14 protein-coding genes are annotated in these 17,027 nt (G+C 53.0%); all 14 read right to left on the reverse strand.

Annotated elements, in window-relative coordinates; genetic code table 11:
- Positions 1 to 44: 44 nt before the first annotated feature.
- The 14 genes from W02_RS06110 to W02_RS06175 all read right to left on the reverse strand — a co-directional run bounded on the left by W02_RS06110 (position 45) and on the right by W02_RS06175 (position 17,024).
- A complete protein-coding gene (locus W02_RS06110) occupies positions 45 to 1,307 on the reverse strand; it encodes a glycosyltransferase family 4 protein (RefSeq protein ID WP_173045781.1) in 1,263 nt (420 codons plus the stop codon).
- A gap of 82 nt (positions 1,308 to 1,389) precedes the next feature.
- Complete coding sequence (locus W02_RS06115) at positions 1,390 to 2,448, reverse strand: NAD-dependent epimerase/dehydratase family protein (RefSeq protein WP_173045783.1); 1,059 nt, start codon at positions 2,446 to 2,448, stop codon at positions 1,390 to 1,392.
- A 69-nt stretch (positions 2,449 to 2,517) separates the two neighbouring features.
- Positions 2,518 to 3,756, reverse strand: a complete 1,239-nt coding sequence (locus W02_RS06120) for a glycosyltransferase family 4 protein (RefSeq protein ID WP_173045785.1) — start codon at positions 3,754 to 3,756, stop codon at positions 2,518 to 2,520.
- 13 nt (positions 3,757 to 3,769) lie between these two features.
- Positions 3,770 to 5,227 (reverse strand): SGNH/GDSL hydrolase family protein, encoded by a 1,458-nt coding sequence (locus W02_RS06125; protein WP_173045787.1) that lies wholly within the window; start codon positions 5,225 to 5,227, stop codon positions 3,770 to 3,772.
- Positions 5,220 to 6,608, reverse strand: a complete 1,389-nt coding sequence (locus tag W02_RS06130; protein ID WP_173045789.1) for an SGNH/GDSL hydrolase family protein — start codon at positions 6,606 to 6,608, stop codon at positions 5,220 to 5,222. Before W02_RS06130 ends, W02_RS06125 begins: the two co-directional genes overlap by 8 nt.
- Positions 6,609 to 6,703: 95 nt before the next feature.
- Complete coding sequence (locus tag W02_RS06135) at positions 6,704 to 8,059, reverse strand: glycosyltransferase family 4 protein (RefSeq protein WP_197742156.1); 1,356 nt, start codon at positions 8,057 to 8,059, stop codon at positions 6,704 to 6,706.
- Positions 7,990 to 8,970, reverse strand: a complete 981-nt coding sequence (locus W02_RS06140) for a glycosyltransferase family A protein (RefSeq protein WP_173045791.1) — start codon at positions 8,968 to 8,970, stop codon at positions 7,990 to 7,992. Before W02_RS06140 ends, W02_RS06135 begins: the two co-directional genes overlap by 70 nt.
- 41 nt (positions 8,971 to 9,011) lie before the next feature.
- Positions 9,012 to 9,935, reverse strand: coding sequence for an aminotransferase class IV (locus W02_RS06145; RefSeq protein ID WP_173045794.1), 924 nt, complete (start codon positions 9,933 to 9,935; stop codon positions 9,012 to 9,014).
- Positions 9,936 to 9,977: 42 nt separating this feature from the next.
- Positions 9,978 to 10,829, reverse strand: a complete 852-nt coding sequence (locus W02_RS06150) for a sugar phosphate nucleotidyltransferase (protein WP_197742157.1) — start codon at positions 10,827 to 10,829, stop codon at positions 9,978 to 9,980.
- Entirely contained in the window at positions 10,807 to 11,739 is a 933-nt protein-coding gene (locus W02_RS06155; RefSeq protein WP_173051384.1) for a phytanoyl-CoA dioxygenase family protein, read from the reverse strand. Before W02_RS06155 ends, W02_RS06150 begins: the two co-directional genes overlap by 23 nt.
- 90 nt (positions 11,740 to 11,829) lie before the next feature.
- Positions 11,830 to 13,449, reverse strand: coding sequence for a GMC family oxidoreductase (locus tag W02_RS06160; protein WP_173045796.1), 1,620 nt, complete (start codon positions 13,447 to 13,449; stop codon positions 11,830 to 11,832).
- Between the two features lie 21 nt (positions 13,450 to 13,470).
- Positions 13,471 to 14,067 (reverse strand): gluconate 2-dehydrogenase subunit 3 family protein, encoded by a 597-nt coding sequence (locus tag W02_RS06165; RefSeq protein ID WP_173045798.1) that lies wholly within the window; start codon positions 14,065 to 14,067, stop codon positions 13,471 to 13,473.
- Positions 14,068 to 14,172: 105 nt separating this feature from the next.
- Positions 14,173 to 15,474, reverse strand: a complete 1,302-nt coding sequence (locus W02_RS06170) for a DUF4910 domain-containing protein (protein ID WP_173045800.1) — start codon at positions 15,472 to 15,474, stop codon at positions 14,173 to 14,175.
- Positions 15,471 to 17,024: a hypothetical protein gene (locus W02_RS06175; RefSeq protein ID WP_173045802.1), complete on the reverse strand. Its 1,554-nt coding sequence runs from the start codon at positions 17,022 to 17,024 to the stop codon at positions 15,471 to 15,473. Before W02_RS06175 ends, W02_RS06170 begins: the two co-directional genes overlap by 4 nt.
- Positions 17,025 to 17,027 lie beyond the last annotated feature (3 nt).

The raw sequence follows: 17,027 nt of genomic DNA on the forward strand, positions 1-17,027 counted from the left end.
TCAAGGATAACGACACACGGTGAGCAGAAGCAGGAGGCCGTCCGTCAGATAGATTTCGGTTGCAACGCGTCAGCGTCAGTCATCGCTTTTCGCGGCGTCAGCAGGCCTATCGTCCGATCCGTGGCACGATCCCAGGAAAACCATTCGGACGAGAGCTTAAGAGCTCCGATTCTCAATCGATCGCGAAGCTTCTCATCGCCGATCAATTCTTCTAGGACTGCCGCTAATGCATTGGGATCGTTCGGTTCGCAAAGCAGCACATTCTCCTTATGGACGAATGCCTCGTCAAGCCATGGCCCTCTCGTGGCTACCATCGGCAGTCCGTGAGCCGCCATAGAGGAGAACGAGCTGTTGTTCAGTTGCACCCCTTGGACGAACGTAAAGACACCGGCATCCGCAGTCCGAAGGTAGCGCGATCCGACTTCGTCTTCGGCCTTGAACGATCCTGTCCATATGATGTTGTCTTTTAGTCCGAGTTGACCTGCAAGATCATACATGCGTTGGACATATGAGTCTTTCCCATCTGCATCCAGTCCAAATCTTCCACCGACAAAAAGGAGCTTTGCGCGCGCGTTCTTGCGTACAAGCAATTCAACAGCCCGCAAAAGCGTTTCAACGCCCTTGGCTGGATAGATATAACCCAGAAACGCGATGACAAAGTCTTCCGCATTGATCCCAAGTTTTTTCCGCTCATCATGACGATCGGTATCGGACAAGCTGCACATGAGCATATTGGGAGGCGGCGGAATCAATTGAGCCTTGCCGTCTATCGGCGTCTTTTCCTCCTGCAAATACTGGCGATGCTGCTTGCAGAGGAGAATGAGCTCATCACTGTCTCGCAACAATGTCCCGTAGCTGTACGATACGTCGTGTTTTCCCGCCAATTGCAGGACAAGCCATTTCCGAAATCCCCTCGAGAGAAGAGAGCCCCGTGAGGGATCGGATGCCAAGCATACATTCTCAAAACGTGTCACGAACGGCACGGAGGGAAACAGTCTCTTCGCTATGGTCGGGATGAATGTCACCATGGGATGAAAATTGTACATCAGCCCCAGATACATCAGAAGGATCGCATCCGGGGCGGATTGTCTCAGAAATGCAACGAGACGGCTGGTTTCACTCCACGACCAGGTGTCCATCACCGCATGGACTGTTATCCCGGAGTCTCCCGTTCCAATATTGCCGCGGGTCGTCAAAACATGGACATCAAGGTTACGATTCGCCAACTGCTTGCAGAGGAAGAATGCGTTCGTGGCCTCCCCTGCATGTAGAGGAGGGTATGCGGCTGAAATGACCAATACTTTCATTGAATATTCAGTACGGAAGGACGCCGTCGGAATCGCATTTCGATGAGCTCAGCTTCACGGATACCCTAAGCACTCAAATCACTCAGTGATGCGAGTCTCGCTTGCGCCAGGAAAGATAGATTTCCTCGAATATGGTTTTTAGATCTTTGGTGATGTCCCAGCCGGGATAATGTTTCTTCATTTTACCGAGATCGCTAATGTAACAGATATGATCGCCTTCTCTATTCTTGTCAACATAGTCGTAGACCATTTCCTTCCCGGAGATGGCTCTGGCTAATTCAAACGCTTCGAGGATCGAGCAACTATTGGCCCTTCCTCCGCCCAGATTGTAGACTTCTCCTGATCTCGGCTTTTGAATGAACGCATCGATAAAGCGCGCAACGTCCATCGAGTGGATATTGTCCCGAACCTGCTTGCCTTTGTATCCAAATACAGAATATCGCTTACCTTCGACGTTGCATTTAATGAGATAACTCAAAAACCCATGTAACTCGACGCCTGAATGGTTCGGACCGGTCAAGCATCCTCCTCGCAAACAGCATGTCATCATGCCAAAGTACCTGCCATACTCCTGCACCATGACGTCTGCAGCAACCTTCGATGCCCCAAATAATGAATGCTTCGACTGGTCGATTCTCATCGATTCGGAAATGCCTGCAAAGTCTTCCGAGTGCGAATAATCCCAGCGCGTTGCATGCTCCACCAATGCCAGTTCGTTGGGAGCGTCTCCGTATACCTTATTCGTCGACATATGCACGAACGGTGACGCATGCACATGAAGTCTGGCCGCTTCCAAAAGATTCATCGTGCCCACGGCATTGGTATCGAAATCTTCGAAGGGAATTTTCGCCGCGAGGTCATGCGACGGTTGAGCGGCAGTATGAACGATGGCATCGGGCCGCAACTCCTCAAAAAGGGCTGTCACATTCTTGCGATCTCGAATATCGAGCTCATGGTGGACAAAATTTCGCAATTCACCCTGAAGGCGACGCTGATTCCAGCGAGTGTCTCCATTCGGCCCGAAAAACTCCGCTCGCGAATTGTTGTCGATTCCATGCACAGCCCATCCATTTGCAGAAAAATATCCGCACACTTCGGAACCGATCAAGCCTGAGGACCCCGTGACCAGCAGTTTTTTCATTGTTTTTACAACAGCAGATGGATCTGCCGTCCCCTGTTTCCTACTCCCTGAGGGATTCGTATGTCATGATCAAGCAGCTCTCCGACTTGCCACCTCGCCCGCACCGAGTACATGAAGCATGTGGTTCGTCGCCGTCTCCCAGGAGAACCATTCACTTGCCAATTTCGCGGCACCTCGCGCAAGCCGTTTTCGAAGTTGGCCATCATCCAGGATAAGCCGCATGGCCGCCGCCATGCTTTCGGGAGACTTCGGAGTGCAAAACAAGAGGTTCTCACCATCTATGAAAGTCGGCTCAACATGGGAGGCACGTGTCGCCACTGTGGGCAAGCCATGCGCCACCGCTCCCGCAAAGGAACTATTGTTCAGGTAAACTCCAAGGTCATGCGGAAATACGCAGATGTCCGACGCATATAGGTATCTTGAGGCAAGGTCGCTATCGGTTTCAAACGCTCCGATCCACTTCACCTGGCGGTCAAAACCCAACTCCTTTGGCAACTCGCGCATTTCCTGAGCGAAATCAGGCCGATCCGGATATTCATGCGCAACCACTCCGCCAATCAACAGTAACCGCACATTTTCACGCCCTTCACAAATTATATGGAAGGCTCTCAAGAGAGTCTCTACCCCTTTCGGAGGATAGATGTACCCAAAATACACGAACACCACGTCGGCTGGCGTATACCCAAGCGAAAAACGGACCTGCCGCCGCAATTCAGGGGTGATGTTTTTTGCGATGGTCAGAAGCGGAGGCGGAGGAATCAGCGTTAACTTTCCGTGAATGGATGGAGACAGATCCGCCAACATCTGCTTGTGGCGGTCGCTCAGGACGATGACTGCGTCACTATCGCGGAGCAGCGTACCGAACACATAGTCGACGTCATGTCCGGCCCATCGTTCGGCAAGACGTCTTACCACGCGCGAGAGTAATGAGAATTTGTCGTTATTGCATCCCATGGGATATTCAAATTGCGTCACTATCCGGCATTGAGATCGTATTCTCCTGATGACAGTTGGTGCGAATGTCATCATGGGATGATCTTGATAGATCCAACCGATATAGATAAATAGCACGACATCAGGCGCACAGCGCGAGACAAAATTGGCAAACCGAGGCATTGCATGCCAGGACCAATCATTCATCCAGGGATGAACGGTGAACGGAAATGATGGATCGACACGACTCCCGTGGGTCGTCAACAGCTCGACATGAAGGCCTCTCTTCGCGAGCTCAAGGCAGATTCGATATGTATGGTCGGCTTCTCCGGCTTTCATGGGAGGGAAGGCGGCTGAAATCACAAGGACCTTCATGGGAATGACCTTCCTACGACTTTCGATCCGGCAACATTCTTTCGACCGCGTCCCTCATACATTCAGCCGCGATGCGATTGCCTTCCGCTGAATAATGTTCGCCGTGCCCGGGAGGCATAAACACGTCCGGGCTGTAGGACTTTGCCATACACTCACGGATATTGAGATGCGGCAGTTCGCCCCGTCTGAGCGTCTTGGGGCCTATGAGCTCATATGGCAATTGATCCGGCAGTTCGCCCACAGATGGAAGGTACACAATCAGGGGTCGTGCGCGATCTTGCCCGGCAAGACTCAGAAATTTTTGAAGGAGAACCCGGTTGACCTTTTCCAACTCATCTTCGGAAACCTGCGCTCGCTCAGGCTCATGAAGCGGGTAGAGAGAAATAAGAAGCCTGAACACATAGGACCGATTGAGCCATGCCCATCGCGGACGATCCCACTCGGTCTCATTGTAACTGAGATCGTAATCGATAAATGGAAGTTCGCGTATCGAGGGTTTCGTGAACATCTCGTTCACCCCGATGAGCGGATGATTGATCTGATGGAGCTCTTCGCCTTCCAGGACGAATCTGGGTTTTGCGAACGGTGTTTCACCTCCCGGAAATAGCAGAAAGCTGTACGCGGAGAATGTGCGCACAATGTCATGGTTTACAAACGCCAACAATACGATGTCGGGCTTCCATTGGCGAACGTCTCGAACATAGCGAAGATACATTTGATCGATGCCATAGCCACCCACGCCGAAATTGAGCACCCGACACTGTGAACCAAACTGCTTGTCTAACGCGTAGGCCCACGACTTCTCGTTGGAAACCTCTTCTCCAAACGTGAACGAATCGCCGAGCAGCGCGATTGTACAGCCTGGAGAGTCCTTCGCGAACGATTCCCCGGGTCCGCTGCTCCTCAAGCCTTCGAAACTGCTGAAATACAGCCCGTCTGCACTTTTCCTGTTCGAACCGATCGTCCATCCAAGATCCTTGTCTTCCACCCAGAATGTAGGTTGTTGTTGTGCGCGCTCCAGGATCGACTTGAACTTGCCTGCAACGACCGACCATGTTCTCGGATAAAGGAGTTTTCCCCCGATCCGCTCCTCCGTTGTAGATTCGACGACCAGGATACGAAGCAGAATCTCGGAGGTGATCACAATCACGGTCACGACAGCGAGATTCATCGAGATGGCAAACAGGCATTCCCGCCGATCGTTCTTCGAAGCGGATGTACAGCTTCGGACAATGAATACCAGGGCAAGACACAAAGCCAGTGAAGCGACGAGTGCGAGCATGCCCGGACGACTGGAAAGAAATTCTCCGATGCCAGCCTTGCCTTCGGCACGATAGGCCAACATGAGAATCGCGATGCCCAGAACCTCGGCCATGTAGAGGGCGGCGCTCACCCATTTGAAAGACATTCCCGAGACTTCGGATTGCCGACCATGGACTGAAACCGATGGATCCCCGCACGACTTATCCATGAACTGACGGAACCTTTTCCTTCGAATGCTCACGTCCCTTTGCTAACGCATGCTGAACATCAGGCAAAAGACAGTCGGCAATCGCTTGGTTACCTGTAGCGCTGTAATGAGAATTGTTTATGACGAACCGTTCATCGGCTTCGACGGTCTTCAAACACATCGTCGCATCTACAAAGGTGCCCCCGACACCTTCCATGAGGGCAGGTGTATAGACCTTCTTCTTATCCGGCTTGAGATCCTCACGAGTCGGAAGATAGGCAATGATGGGTTCGGTTCCGTTTGCAGCCGCCAACTCCTGCAGAGATCGGATTAAGGCAGTATTCACATCCCATAGTGCATCCTCTGACACCTCAGCACGACCAGTTTCAAATAGAGGATAGAGCGAAGTCACCAGACGGAAGCCATAAGACTTGTATGCAAGGTCCCAATACCGCTGTTCCCACTCCGAGGACAAATACCACCGGTCATAGGAAATGTAGGGCAGCTCGAGAATTGATTTTCGGCTGAATATTTCCCGAGGTTGCGGGAGAGGTGAATTCACCTGGACCAAGCGAGGCCCGTCCATGGTGAATCTGGGTTGTGCCCATGGGCATTCCCAATCCGTCATAACCAGAAAGCCATACATACCCATGGTCCGGGACAGCGCCCCATCCGTAAAGGCTACGACAACCACGTCGGGATGCCAGGGTAGGATATCTTGCTTGAACCGCAAGAACATTTGGCCGATGCTGTAGCCTGATACTCCAAAATTCAACACCTGGCAATCCGGTTTTAGACGGCCTTCAAGTCTGGCTCCCCACGACTCATGAAACTGCACCCGTTCTGCGAGAGCGAACGAATCTCCGACAACGGCCACCCGACATGCAGAGTGACTTCCTACATAGGTCTTGATCTCAGCCGGGCTCCGAATACCTTCCGCGGTGCTAATCAGCAAACCATCGAGGCTTCGGCGTTCCTTGCCCACCGTCCAACCTAATATTGGATCGGTTACGAAAAACGTCGGCGCCGATTCAAACTGATCAAGCATCCGAGAATACCGATCCACAACCGCATCCCAGTCCCTGGGCCTGAGCAAAAGTTTCCCGATGTGTTGTCCTGCGAGGTCACTGAATGCCAGCCAGCGCACCGAAAATTCGGCCGGTACGATCACCAGGGCCGCGATCAGTCCATTTCTGATAACCGTGCGTCTCAAAGAGGCCCACGACAACGCTCGTGCCCGCCAAATGCTTAGAGATGCCGCTGTGCAAACGCCCATCCCGGCTACCGCGCACAACCATCCGGGCGGGCTGGACAGAAATGAGTACCAATCAGGTTTATAATTGTATCGATAGAGTGTGACGATGAATACGCACGTGATCAGTTCAAGCGCGCTGAGCATCATGAACAGCCGCCTATCAACGCGCGCGTCTAACACCTTCATCGTAGATTTGAGATTTCAGCCGGTGAGAACAGTGAATCTGTCCGAACGATTTGGGGTTATCCGACCAGATCTTTGTACAGGTCTCCGTACCTTTGCGCCTGAAGGACAAGCGGATACTCTTCCAAAGCGATCTGTCGAGCATACAGTCCCATGCTCCTGCTCCTGTTGTTCGCTCCGTTCGTGAGCAGACTGACAATCGCAGCTCTCAGTCCATCAATGTCTCCGGGTTTAACGAGAAGGCCTGTTTTCTCGTGGCGAACCATATCCCGAACCCCTCCCACATCAAATCCGATGACAGGAACTCCGCATGCCATCGCCTCCAATACCGTATTCGGCAAATTATCCTGAAGAGAAGGAATCACGAATACGTCCGCGGCACTGTATGCCAGAGAGAGAAATCGGTCGTTCCCGACGTAATTCAGATGTGAGCCCTGAACACCCGCTTCGATTCTCGGAGCATTGTTCCCGACGGAGAGAAGCCATAAACGGTCAACCGATCGTTCGCAGCCAAGAAGCGCTTTGGCGAGAAACTCGAATCCTTTTCTTCGGTTATCGACTGCTTCCGCGAGAAATAGAATGACCTTGGCGTTCTGCGGAATGCCCAGGACATCCCGGGCGCTTGCACAATCGCGTGGCGCGAAATCCTCGAGATTGATCCCGTATGGAATGATCTCCAACCTGAACCGACCGAAGATCGAACTGTTTGCAACCACCTGTCCGAGCCAACGGCTCGGCGTGACAATACAGATTCGGCGCGGATCGATCCCGGACATCACAGCTTTTTTTCGTTCCCATACCTGCCGTGATAGATCGTGTTCTTCTCGAGATCCGAGCTGAGGACAGGAACCGCATTGCTGCCTATATGATCCACATTCCATATCATAGTGGCACCCGCCCGTGACGGCATTCATGTCATGAAGCGTCCACACAATCGGCGCCCGCCTGGAGGCTGTGGGGAAAAATCGCTCATAATCGACGTATGCCGCCACCCAATGGAGATTCATGACATCGCAAGCAGGGACCTGCTGAACGACTGAATCTCCATAAGGCGTGCGGTCTTCACTGAACAATTCGAAGCCGGGAGGCCGCGTGCGGACATACGGCTTGAGACTTTTGACAATCGCGTTTCGGCGCACCCGCCGTTGGAATCTGCTGCTCAGATTCATCGGCAGCACATACTCCATCACTTTTGGGTCCTGTCCGGAACGATACTTCACCACCATTGATGAATCGTGTCCGATTACGGACAAACCGCTATGGAGCCGGTAGGCAGATAACGCCGCACCGCCCTTGATGTCATATGTACTGAGATGAACGATCTTCATTGCTTGTCGAAGCGGACTCAATACACCTTCGATGGCGACCACACTCTCTTCAACATCCGGATGATCCGCTCCCGAATGCCGTACCACAGCGCAGATCCGACGCCGCGATAATATTCAGGAATGTACGGCAATGCGAAGCCGCCCTTGATCCACTGGAACAACGGCGCCTGCGCGCGGTACATGCCTTCCCATCGCTCGAGATACGTCTGCCATCCCAGGCGAGCCAGAATGGGCTTGAGACTACTCCACTCCATGGGGTGCTGAGCGGCAAACCGTGCGATGGACGGATCGGAATCCAGAAATTTCAGATAGACACGGGTATCCTCGGCGAGGGATGCACACTTCAGAGACCAGCCGAAACTGACCGGACTATAGCGCCAGCGGAAGCTGCTCCGTTGACTGATGGCAACGGAGCCCCTGAGACACAGCTTGATCAGGATAACGTCGTCGGTGTGCGTACCTCCCGGTATCGGCGGATGCCCTCCATCCGCCTTGATGAAATCCGCACGTCCCAGGACCGTGGAGTAGCTTTCGAAGCCATAGGCATTCCAAGAACGAATAAAATCCGGCCCGGACATGAACTCAGGGATACGATCGGAGGAGGTTCGCAGGAACTTGCCTGCGGCATCGACCACCTCCACGCGGGCGAGAGCGACCGCCACCTCAGGATGACGTTCGAGAATACCCACCAGGTCTGACACATAATTGGGACTCAACATGTCGTCGTAGTCCAGAAATGCAAAATAGTCTCCTGTTGACTCGGCGATCAGTTGATTATAGTGAACAGGAAGCGGAACGGTTTGCGGGTTCTGCCTGAACCGGTACGGCCGCGGGTAATACTTGTCGGCAAGCGCTTTGACTGCGGTCCCATTTTCTCCATTATCGGATACAATTACCTCGATATTGTCGTAATCTTGGGACGCCACCGACTGCAAAGCGTCCACCAGATAATCCAATCTCTTGTAAACAGGAATGGCGATCGTCACTTTCTTGTTCATTCCCACTCCTTCAACCAATCGCAGCCATGATCTGGTACGGCCTATGCCATCCGTTTCACCGCAGGCAGCGGTGTCAATTCAACTGACGGGTGCGGGTCTACCCCTCTCACCGCATCGAGGTATCTTCGCTGTACCGTCGAGAGAATCGGAGATTTTTCTGACAGAGCGAATCCGTCGATCGACGTCGCCAGAGTCACTTCGTGCAATGTTCCGCAGACACCGATTTCATCCGCCACCAGAAGCTCCGTGCGGTCGATCGGTCGATTCACAAACTTGATTCCCATGGAATGGGCCAATGATTCGACGATCTTGAGGGTAATACTCTCCAATGCGCCCTCCGTCGCCGGGGTTGTCACGATCGTTTCATCACGAACCATCAGGAGACAAGAGGCGGTCGCCTCGGCCACGCGACCCGATTGGTTGAGCAACACCATGTCGTCACAGCCCAGAGGCTTGCCCTCGATCCTGGCCAACCTGGACACCTGATAATTGCTGCTGGTCTTGATGCGGGCCGGCAAGGCGACGTCGCTGCTTCTCCTCCATGTGCTGACACCGATCTTGATCGATTGAGGCGGCTTTTTCTCCTGATGATACGCCGTCAACACGAGATCGGACACCGTGTTTTCTCCCCAATGCCCATCCGTCACAAACAAGGTTGTGCGGGCCCACATATCCTTCTCAGTGCTTACCAAGGCCCCGATGAGTTGATTGACCGCCTCATGATACTGTTCAAAACTGTATTCGCAGGGAATGTGAAGGAGTCGTGCAGACCTCTTCAGTCGCTCATAGTGATGGCGCATCATAACGACTTTGAATGTTCCATCTGCCTGCCAGTATCCTTTAAGGCCTTCGAAGACATTCAGGCCTCGGGTCACCGCTTCGCACCCGATGTGTAGAGAGGCCTGTTCCCAGGGCACGAGATGACCGTTCATGTATGCAAATGTCGGCCGCTGCAATTGTGCCACGACTTCCTCCTATGTGCGCATGATTGACTGCACAAACCAACGTTATAAGAAGATCTCAGGGATAGCAGAGAGTGCCTGGGGCGTTCCAATATCGATATACTTACCATTCGCAAAGGTGATCCCTTCGATTCGCAGTTTCTTCCGCACGGCAGCTTGCAACACTGCTCCGACAGGAAGGTCTCCCTGGGGATCGATTCTGCGATTCATGGCCGAGCCCGCACGGGAACGACTGTCAGATGCTCGCAGATAGCCGTGCAGAAACTCGGTGAATGTCGGAGTCCATACCGCGCAGAGCCATGCATACCGCAAACGCGTCCTTCTCGGCTTCAACTGGATGTCACGCACCCTGCCGTCTCGGCCAATGTCGATCATATCCATAGCCTGAGCTTGATGCGCCGGGAACAATCCCAGTACGACGTCTGCACCTTGCCGCTCAAGCCGATTCAACAATTTTGAAAATACGCTCGTCGGTTGGAAAAGGATATCGGGAAATCCGAATGCCACGACTGCTCGCTTGACGAATGAATACGCCCTGTCGATCGTTTCAGGAGGACCACCGGAGCCTTCAATTGCAATATACGCAATGTCCATCCCGATCAACGCTCCGTCTCCCCAATAGGACGGGATATCCCATTTGCCTTGTCGGATAACCATGTAGCATTGGCGGATTCCAGCCTGCCTCAGGCTTTCAAGGAGATAGTGGCTCGCGACCTTCGGACGCGTTCCTATTATGCCGGGAAGCGGCCCTCGCCCTATAGGAAACAATTCCTTGCTGCAGGGAAGCGGCGCGAGACGCCTGGAATGGCCGGCTGCAGGGATAAGAGCGACGACGTCGCGGCTCCCGATGGCCGTGCAGCCCGAATGGCCACGATCAGTGGTGATGTCCGGCCTCATGCTTGTACATCAGTTCACCGCTGTCGCTGGTCTCATCGTCGTATAGGGTCACGATATCATTGGGGATATGTGCATGATCAGTTGCCCGAAGATAGTCTCTCATCGTGGTACCGGTACATTCAGAATCGATATTCGGCGCCCCCTTTTTTGCTGCCGCATCATCCAGATTGACGACTCGAAAATCTATACTGAAGCGCGTCTTGCCCGATGTATTGGGCACGCTCGAGTGCAGTTGCGCTCCCGAAAACAAAATGATGCTCCCCGCGGGAGCAATCAACCGGATCTGAGGGTCAAGCTCAACGGTCTCGATCGGCTTCGGGAGTGGACGAGGATCCTCCTTGAGAAATTTTCCAACGTGATCACCCCGATGCTGCAGATTCCACTTATAGTAGTTGTATCCCTTCGAGCTGTTCTTCACTCCCTTTGTCCAATATGCCGGATGAAACGCCATGGCATTGTTGGACTCGATATCAAAAATTGGGATCCACCAGTTAATCTGGCTCGGGGGAGCAGAATACCAAGTATCCCGATGCGGATGCCACGCGTAGGCAATTCCAGTGGTCAGATAGTTGTCGCTGGTTGAACTTCGCATTTTCGGCACATCAAAATACGTCTTTTCCAAATCACACCCCATGTCGGTAAAAATATCCCGCATTAACGCTTTCGATTGGGGGTGATGGATGAAGCCGGGTTTCAGCTTGATCAGAATTTCGGCAAATTCTTCCACGGAAACAAGATGCTGCGCCGATTCAGGGTCGTGAGGAGCGAAGGCTTCCCTGATAAGCCCGCGCGCAAATTCAATGAATGCCAACGTGCTCTTTCTGGGAGAGTAGACAAACAATTGTCCCTCGAACAATGCTTGCCGCCTATCGTCGTCGCTCATCGATGAGTCGTAATACACAGTGTTCATCATGTCCTCCGCCACGGACGGTAAATTATGTCAACGCTTCCCGTGACCGGGCTTCACAGATGCACGATTCCATGTTTAGTCGGCGCATGGTTACAATTCCCCGCGCTTGAACGAGGCAATCATACCATCGGCCGTCCGGTTTGCGAGAGCCATGATTGTCAACGAGGGATTTGCGCCCGCCCCGGTGACGAACACGCTTCCATCAGCAACAAACAGGTTGGAGACGTCGTGCGTGCGGCACCAGCGATCAACGACGGAAGTCCCTGCGTTCATGCCCATTCGGCACCCGCCCATGTAGTGAGCCGAGGTTCCCGGCTTGTGATCTTCAGGTTCAAAGATCTCACGCGCTCCAGCAGCTTGGAATAATTCCTTGAGAGACTTTGTAAACGCCGGAATCATGTTTCGATCGTTTTCACGATGCTCGCTGGTAATGTGCGGCGCCGGAATTCCCCTGTGGTCTTTCAGCGTTGCACTCAGGGTCACTCTATTCCTGACATCCGGAAGTTGTTCACCGCAAGCGGATAATTCAAAGCTGCGCCCGATCAGATTCTTGACTCTGGCTTTGTGTGCGCTTCCCCATCCGGGATTGTTCATGGCCACCGCTTGCGGCCACGACCAGTCCTGGTTGATCATGATTTGCCAGCCTCGCGCAAACGCATGGTCCCGATTGGTCGCATAGAAATGCTGGGTATATCCTCCTCCCGGAGGACCACTCCAAGGATCGAGAGGTTCCTCGAATCTGCCCGTCAGCGCCGATGAGAGATGTTCCATAAAATACTGGCCCACCGTGCCGCTTGAATTGGCGAGACCGTTGGGAAAGTGCTTGGACGTACTCAGAAGGAGCAATCGCGGAGTTTCTACGGCATTTCCAGCCAAGATAATCGCACGGGCTGAAATTTCTTGTTCTGCGCCCTCCGAGTCGAAATAGATAACGCTTCTGGCCTTTCCATCCGGACCCACGGTAATTTCCCGTGCCATACAATTCGGTTTGATCTCCACGCGTCCGGTCGCTTCGGCCTTCGGAACATATGTCACGTCCATGCTCGACTTCGCTCGAATGCGACATCCATAGCCGCAGACTCCGGCACGAATACAAGGAGGACGCCCCCCCCATGGCTGAGTCGGGATAGCGAGAGGGATCTGAACCCAAACCCACCCCAATTTCTTCGCACCGCGCTGCATGACTCTACTCGCGCAGCTCAGTTCATGGGCAGGATTCGGAAAAGGCTTACTCCGAGGAGGATCATACGGATTCGCATCTCCTGGCGCCGGCCCTGAAACGCCCAATTCGTATTCGACCCGAGTGTAATAGGGTTCCAGATCTTTGTATGTGATGGGCCAGTCCTCACCCACGCTGTCTTCGCTTCGTGTTCGAAAGTCCGACTCATGAAATCTAGGAACTTGCGCCTGATAAGCCAGAGTGGATCCGCCAACACCCTTGGCGCGGGTGAACACAAAGCCCTCTTCTCCGCCTGCACTATAGAGATTCTGGCGTGGATCCGGCGGCTCAAAAAATATCTTGGTCGCAGATTTTACGAAGTCATGTTGATCGGTCGGGTAATCAATGGCGGGATCGAACCGTCGCCCCGCTTCTAACACGACTACCTTGAGTCCAGCCTCACCCAACTCCTTCGCGACAACCGCTCCTCCGGCACCGCATCCGACAACGACGACATCGACCGGTGCTTTTCTGGATTGAAGATTAGCCATATAGCAGACGACTCTGGGCGATCACCCCGCGCAGCTGGATTGGCGTCCCACGTATCCGAAAGGAAAAGGAGGACCCGAATAGCCGACAGATTTCCAGGCGATATCCGTCGCATAGAATATCTCGGGGACGTCACGGATCATCTGTTCCTGAAGGACCAGCGCTGCGTCCGTAACCCCCACGTACTTTCGATAATACCAGTGTTCCAACTTTCGGCGAATTTTCTCTGAGAATGATTTCGGCTCAGCCTGGACCCATATTCGCTGTCTCGCCTGGTCGACCTCTGAAAACATCTTGACTTGATTTTCAGCATTCAATTCGTGGAACCCGCTACCAAACCTGCTCCTGGCAATATCGTCGAACGCCCTCAACCCCTCACGGTATCGCTGCTGTAGAATCGAATCGGCGGTCACCTTGCGGGTAATTTCATGTACAACGCCGGCTTCTCTTGCGCCGGGACCTGCTGCATCGGAAGGAATGACAACCGCGGTCAAGTCCTCAAGAATCTGCTGTTCATTCTCAGATAGGCACTTCACTGAAGAACAGCGATCGTACGCTCGACCCTCTTGCGGTTCTGCAGCAAGGGCGTGACCACGCGTCACCCAACCGTCAAATCGCATAATTTGAGCGACAATAGGTTCTGCACAGATCAGCATACCGGCAGTAACAAATGCACGACGAAGAAAGATGCGTCTCGAGCATGCTGTGGATTGATTGCCCATTGATCAATTACCCAATCGTTCCAACAGACCATGGCGATGCAACTGTTCAGCCGCGGTCCGTATGAGGTCGAACGATAGATTGGCCCGTTCGGCAATGTCCAAGAGCGATTGTGCTCCGTCGGAGAGATTCAGCACCCAAAGCATCGCGAGCTCGTTCACCGGCTCCTTGGTGTCTCCACCGACCGCCCTATACAGCCCGCGTTTACCGAGTTGTGGTTCGCAGAACGGATTCAACGACCGGTAGGTCCAATTATTCTCGACCAACGAAACTGCATTCAGACATGTCGAGAGTGAATCCTCCAGCGATTCGGGTTTGATGAAGTCAAGATTATCGGCCGAGGTGTGGTATTCCGGATATTCTCCATGGGGAGTTCGCATCAGACAGCCGACCGGTAAATTGAACCCCGGGGAGCAGTATTGCCGTTCATCATAGCCATAGGGGAAAAAGTCAATGATTCGATAGTCCCTTCCCGAATGCCGTAAAATCTGTGCCATCGCACGATCGATAACCGCATTTCCTCGTCGTGAACGCTTGTAGGTGAAGCCTCCTGTATCGCCCACGCCGGTGAGAACCATCCCGTGCTTGATACATTCTGCATGCTCTTTATTTTGAGCCAACCAGGCAATGGACCCAATCGTACCGGGTACGAAGACAAATCGAAGTGTGTGCCTGAGGCGTTCACGCGCACACAGTTCCGCCATCCACGTCGCAACGGTGATTCCAGATAGATTGTCATTGCATAGGGATGGATGACAGATATGGCAGGAAATGAAGATCTCATCCGTCGATGCACCCGGGATATGCAGTTCGCCATAACTCAGTGAGCCGGCCTTCAGCGTTGAGTCGATACACACATCGTATTGGCCGTCCGGAAGCTGTTTGAGAAGACGATCGCTGAGACAGAAACCCCAGTTCTCTTTGTAGTACGAGGTGCGGTAGGGAATCCAGTCCGGACGATCCGGAAGAGTGAACAAATGAGGCCGCAATTCTGCAAGGGACATCCGGGCACGAATCGGGGCGCTGTAATTCAGAATATGCAGGTTGGATTTTTTGAAATCTACAATGCGTTCGCCTTTTACATTCTTGATATACGCATCGGAGATATTCCATTCGACTGGGACGGTCCAGTCAAAGATAGGGGTTCCGGTGGGCACTTCATTGATTGTCAGTGGAATGCGTTTCTGAAGAAGACGCAAGGTTTCCCGGACCCCATCTCCCGTAATGCTACGGCAAATGGGATACAGTTCTCCCGCGAACTGATGCATCTCATGCCCTACGCCCATTGGCACTACAGGCATCTTCATGGTTTGGTCATGGAGAACAGCCGGGTTTTATCGGAGTTAGCCTTCGTCAGCTTGATATTGGAGTGATCGAGATAGGCTAAAAGTTGCTCTGCAACCAATCGATAACCCGCGGGGCTGTAATGCGTTGGGAGCCGCAATGGAAATAATTCCATGGGGTCATCGGAGTCTGCGAATACAGGATGAAGATCAATCAACTCGATGCCTAGAGAATTCACGATCTCCAGGATGCCATCCCTGTCGGGCTGGCCCCCAACGGGAGTATACCGTTCATACCGCGGAAGGTAGACAAAGACAAATTTCCCACCCCAGGAGTTTACTGTATGCTTTGCTTCTTGCAAGATCGATCTAAATAGCTCCAGATTCTCCTTCCCCACCGAGGGCTGATACGGAACGGCCCGAGCGGTGCTCGAGGAAATTTCCTTCGCTCTGGATCCTGCCAGACCGACAAGGTCGAACACATATGACAGCTTAAAGACTCTCTTCCAGTCTTCCGTGTGAAGGGACGGATGGGTAAACCAGTCCATAACTTCCGCCACCCCCGCCGAAAGGCCTCGACTCAGTAGCACTGTCTGGACATGTTCACGCAAGGCTTGATCAATAACATCCTGCCGCGCTTCGAGATGCTGGGTAAATCCCGGCTCGAGATATCTTTTTAACAGAGTTCGCCGTTCCTTGATCATATCGTACAAGTCATTTCCGCAAAAATACGACCAGACGACGATCTTCGGCCGCCTCGACACAAGATACTCTTTTATCGTCGCAAGCTGAAACAGCGGCCCGATACCATCATTCCCGAGGTTGAGGATCAAGGGATACCGTTGCCGTACGACTCCGACGTAGGCCTCGTTACGGTGGACACACCCGCCATGAACAAAACTGTCGCCGACCACAGCGATCTCGACATCTTTCCGATTCCACAGACCCTTGGGGTTGGCAAATCCCCGTTCATCACTTTCGTATGTGATGTACGATCCATTCTCATTGCAATACACCGTGAAGGCCTTGGCGATACCTCCGATGGGCAAGAATTCCTGCCCATCCACTTTCAATAAGGACTCGCGGTCATCTACAGGCCAATTACCATAATAGTGGGTCCACCAATCCCGCAGAAGAACCCTGGGAGAGATGGACGGCCAAGCATCGACACCAAGTTCCCGTAACGCCAACATCACTTCCAGCCGGCTGCGTTTGTCGAAAGAAATACCGAGCGCCCTAGCCATCTGAGCACGGTCCGGAGTTTCTTCACCCGACTGTGAGACCACCCACCTTGACGAGGGTTCGTGACGATGGGCGGCACCGACTATCGACATCATGAAATTGAATACAAAGGCCGTTCCCAGCACCGATACCGCGCAGATGACTACTCTTCCTCTCACGGCTATAGAAAACGCAAACATGGCGCCAAAGCCGAGACCGAGAAGGATGAGGCTGATATAGCGAAATCCAAATCCGTGCAGAATCGCAAGAACGAAACCTATTAGGACAAAGAATGCCGCAAGAATACCGAGCGACACATTTGTCAGCCGTTCAAGCCGGGAAAGAAGTTTCATGGA

It is taken from the genome of Nitrospira sp. KM1 (assembly GCF_011405515.1).
GTDB lineage: Bacteria > Nitrospirota > Nitrospiria > Nitrospirales > Nitrospiraceae > Nitrospira_C.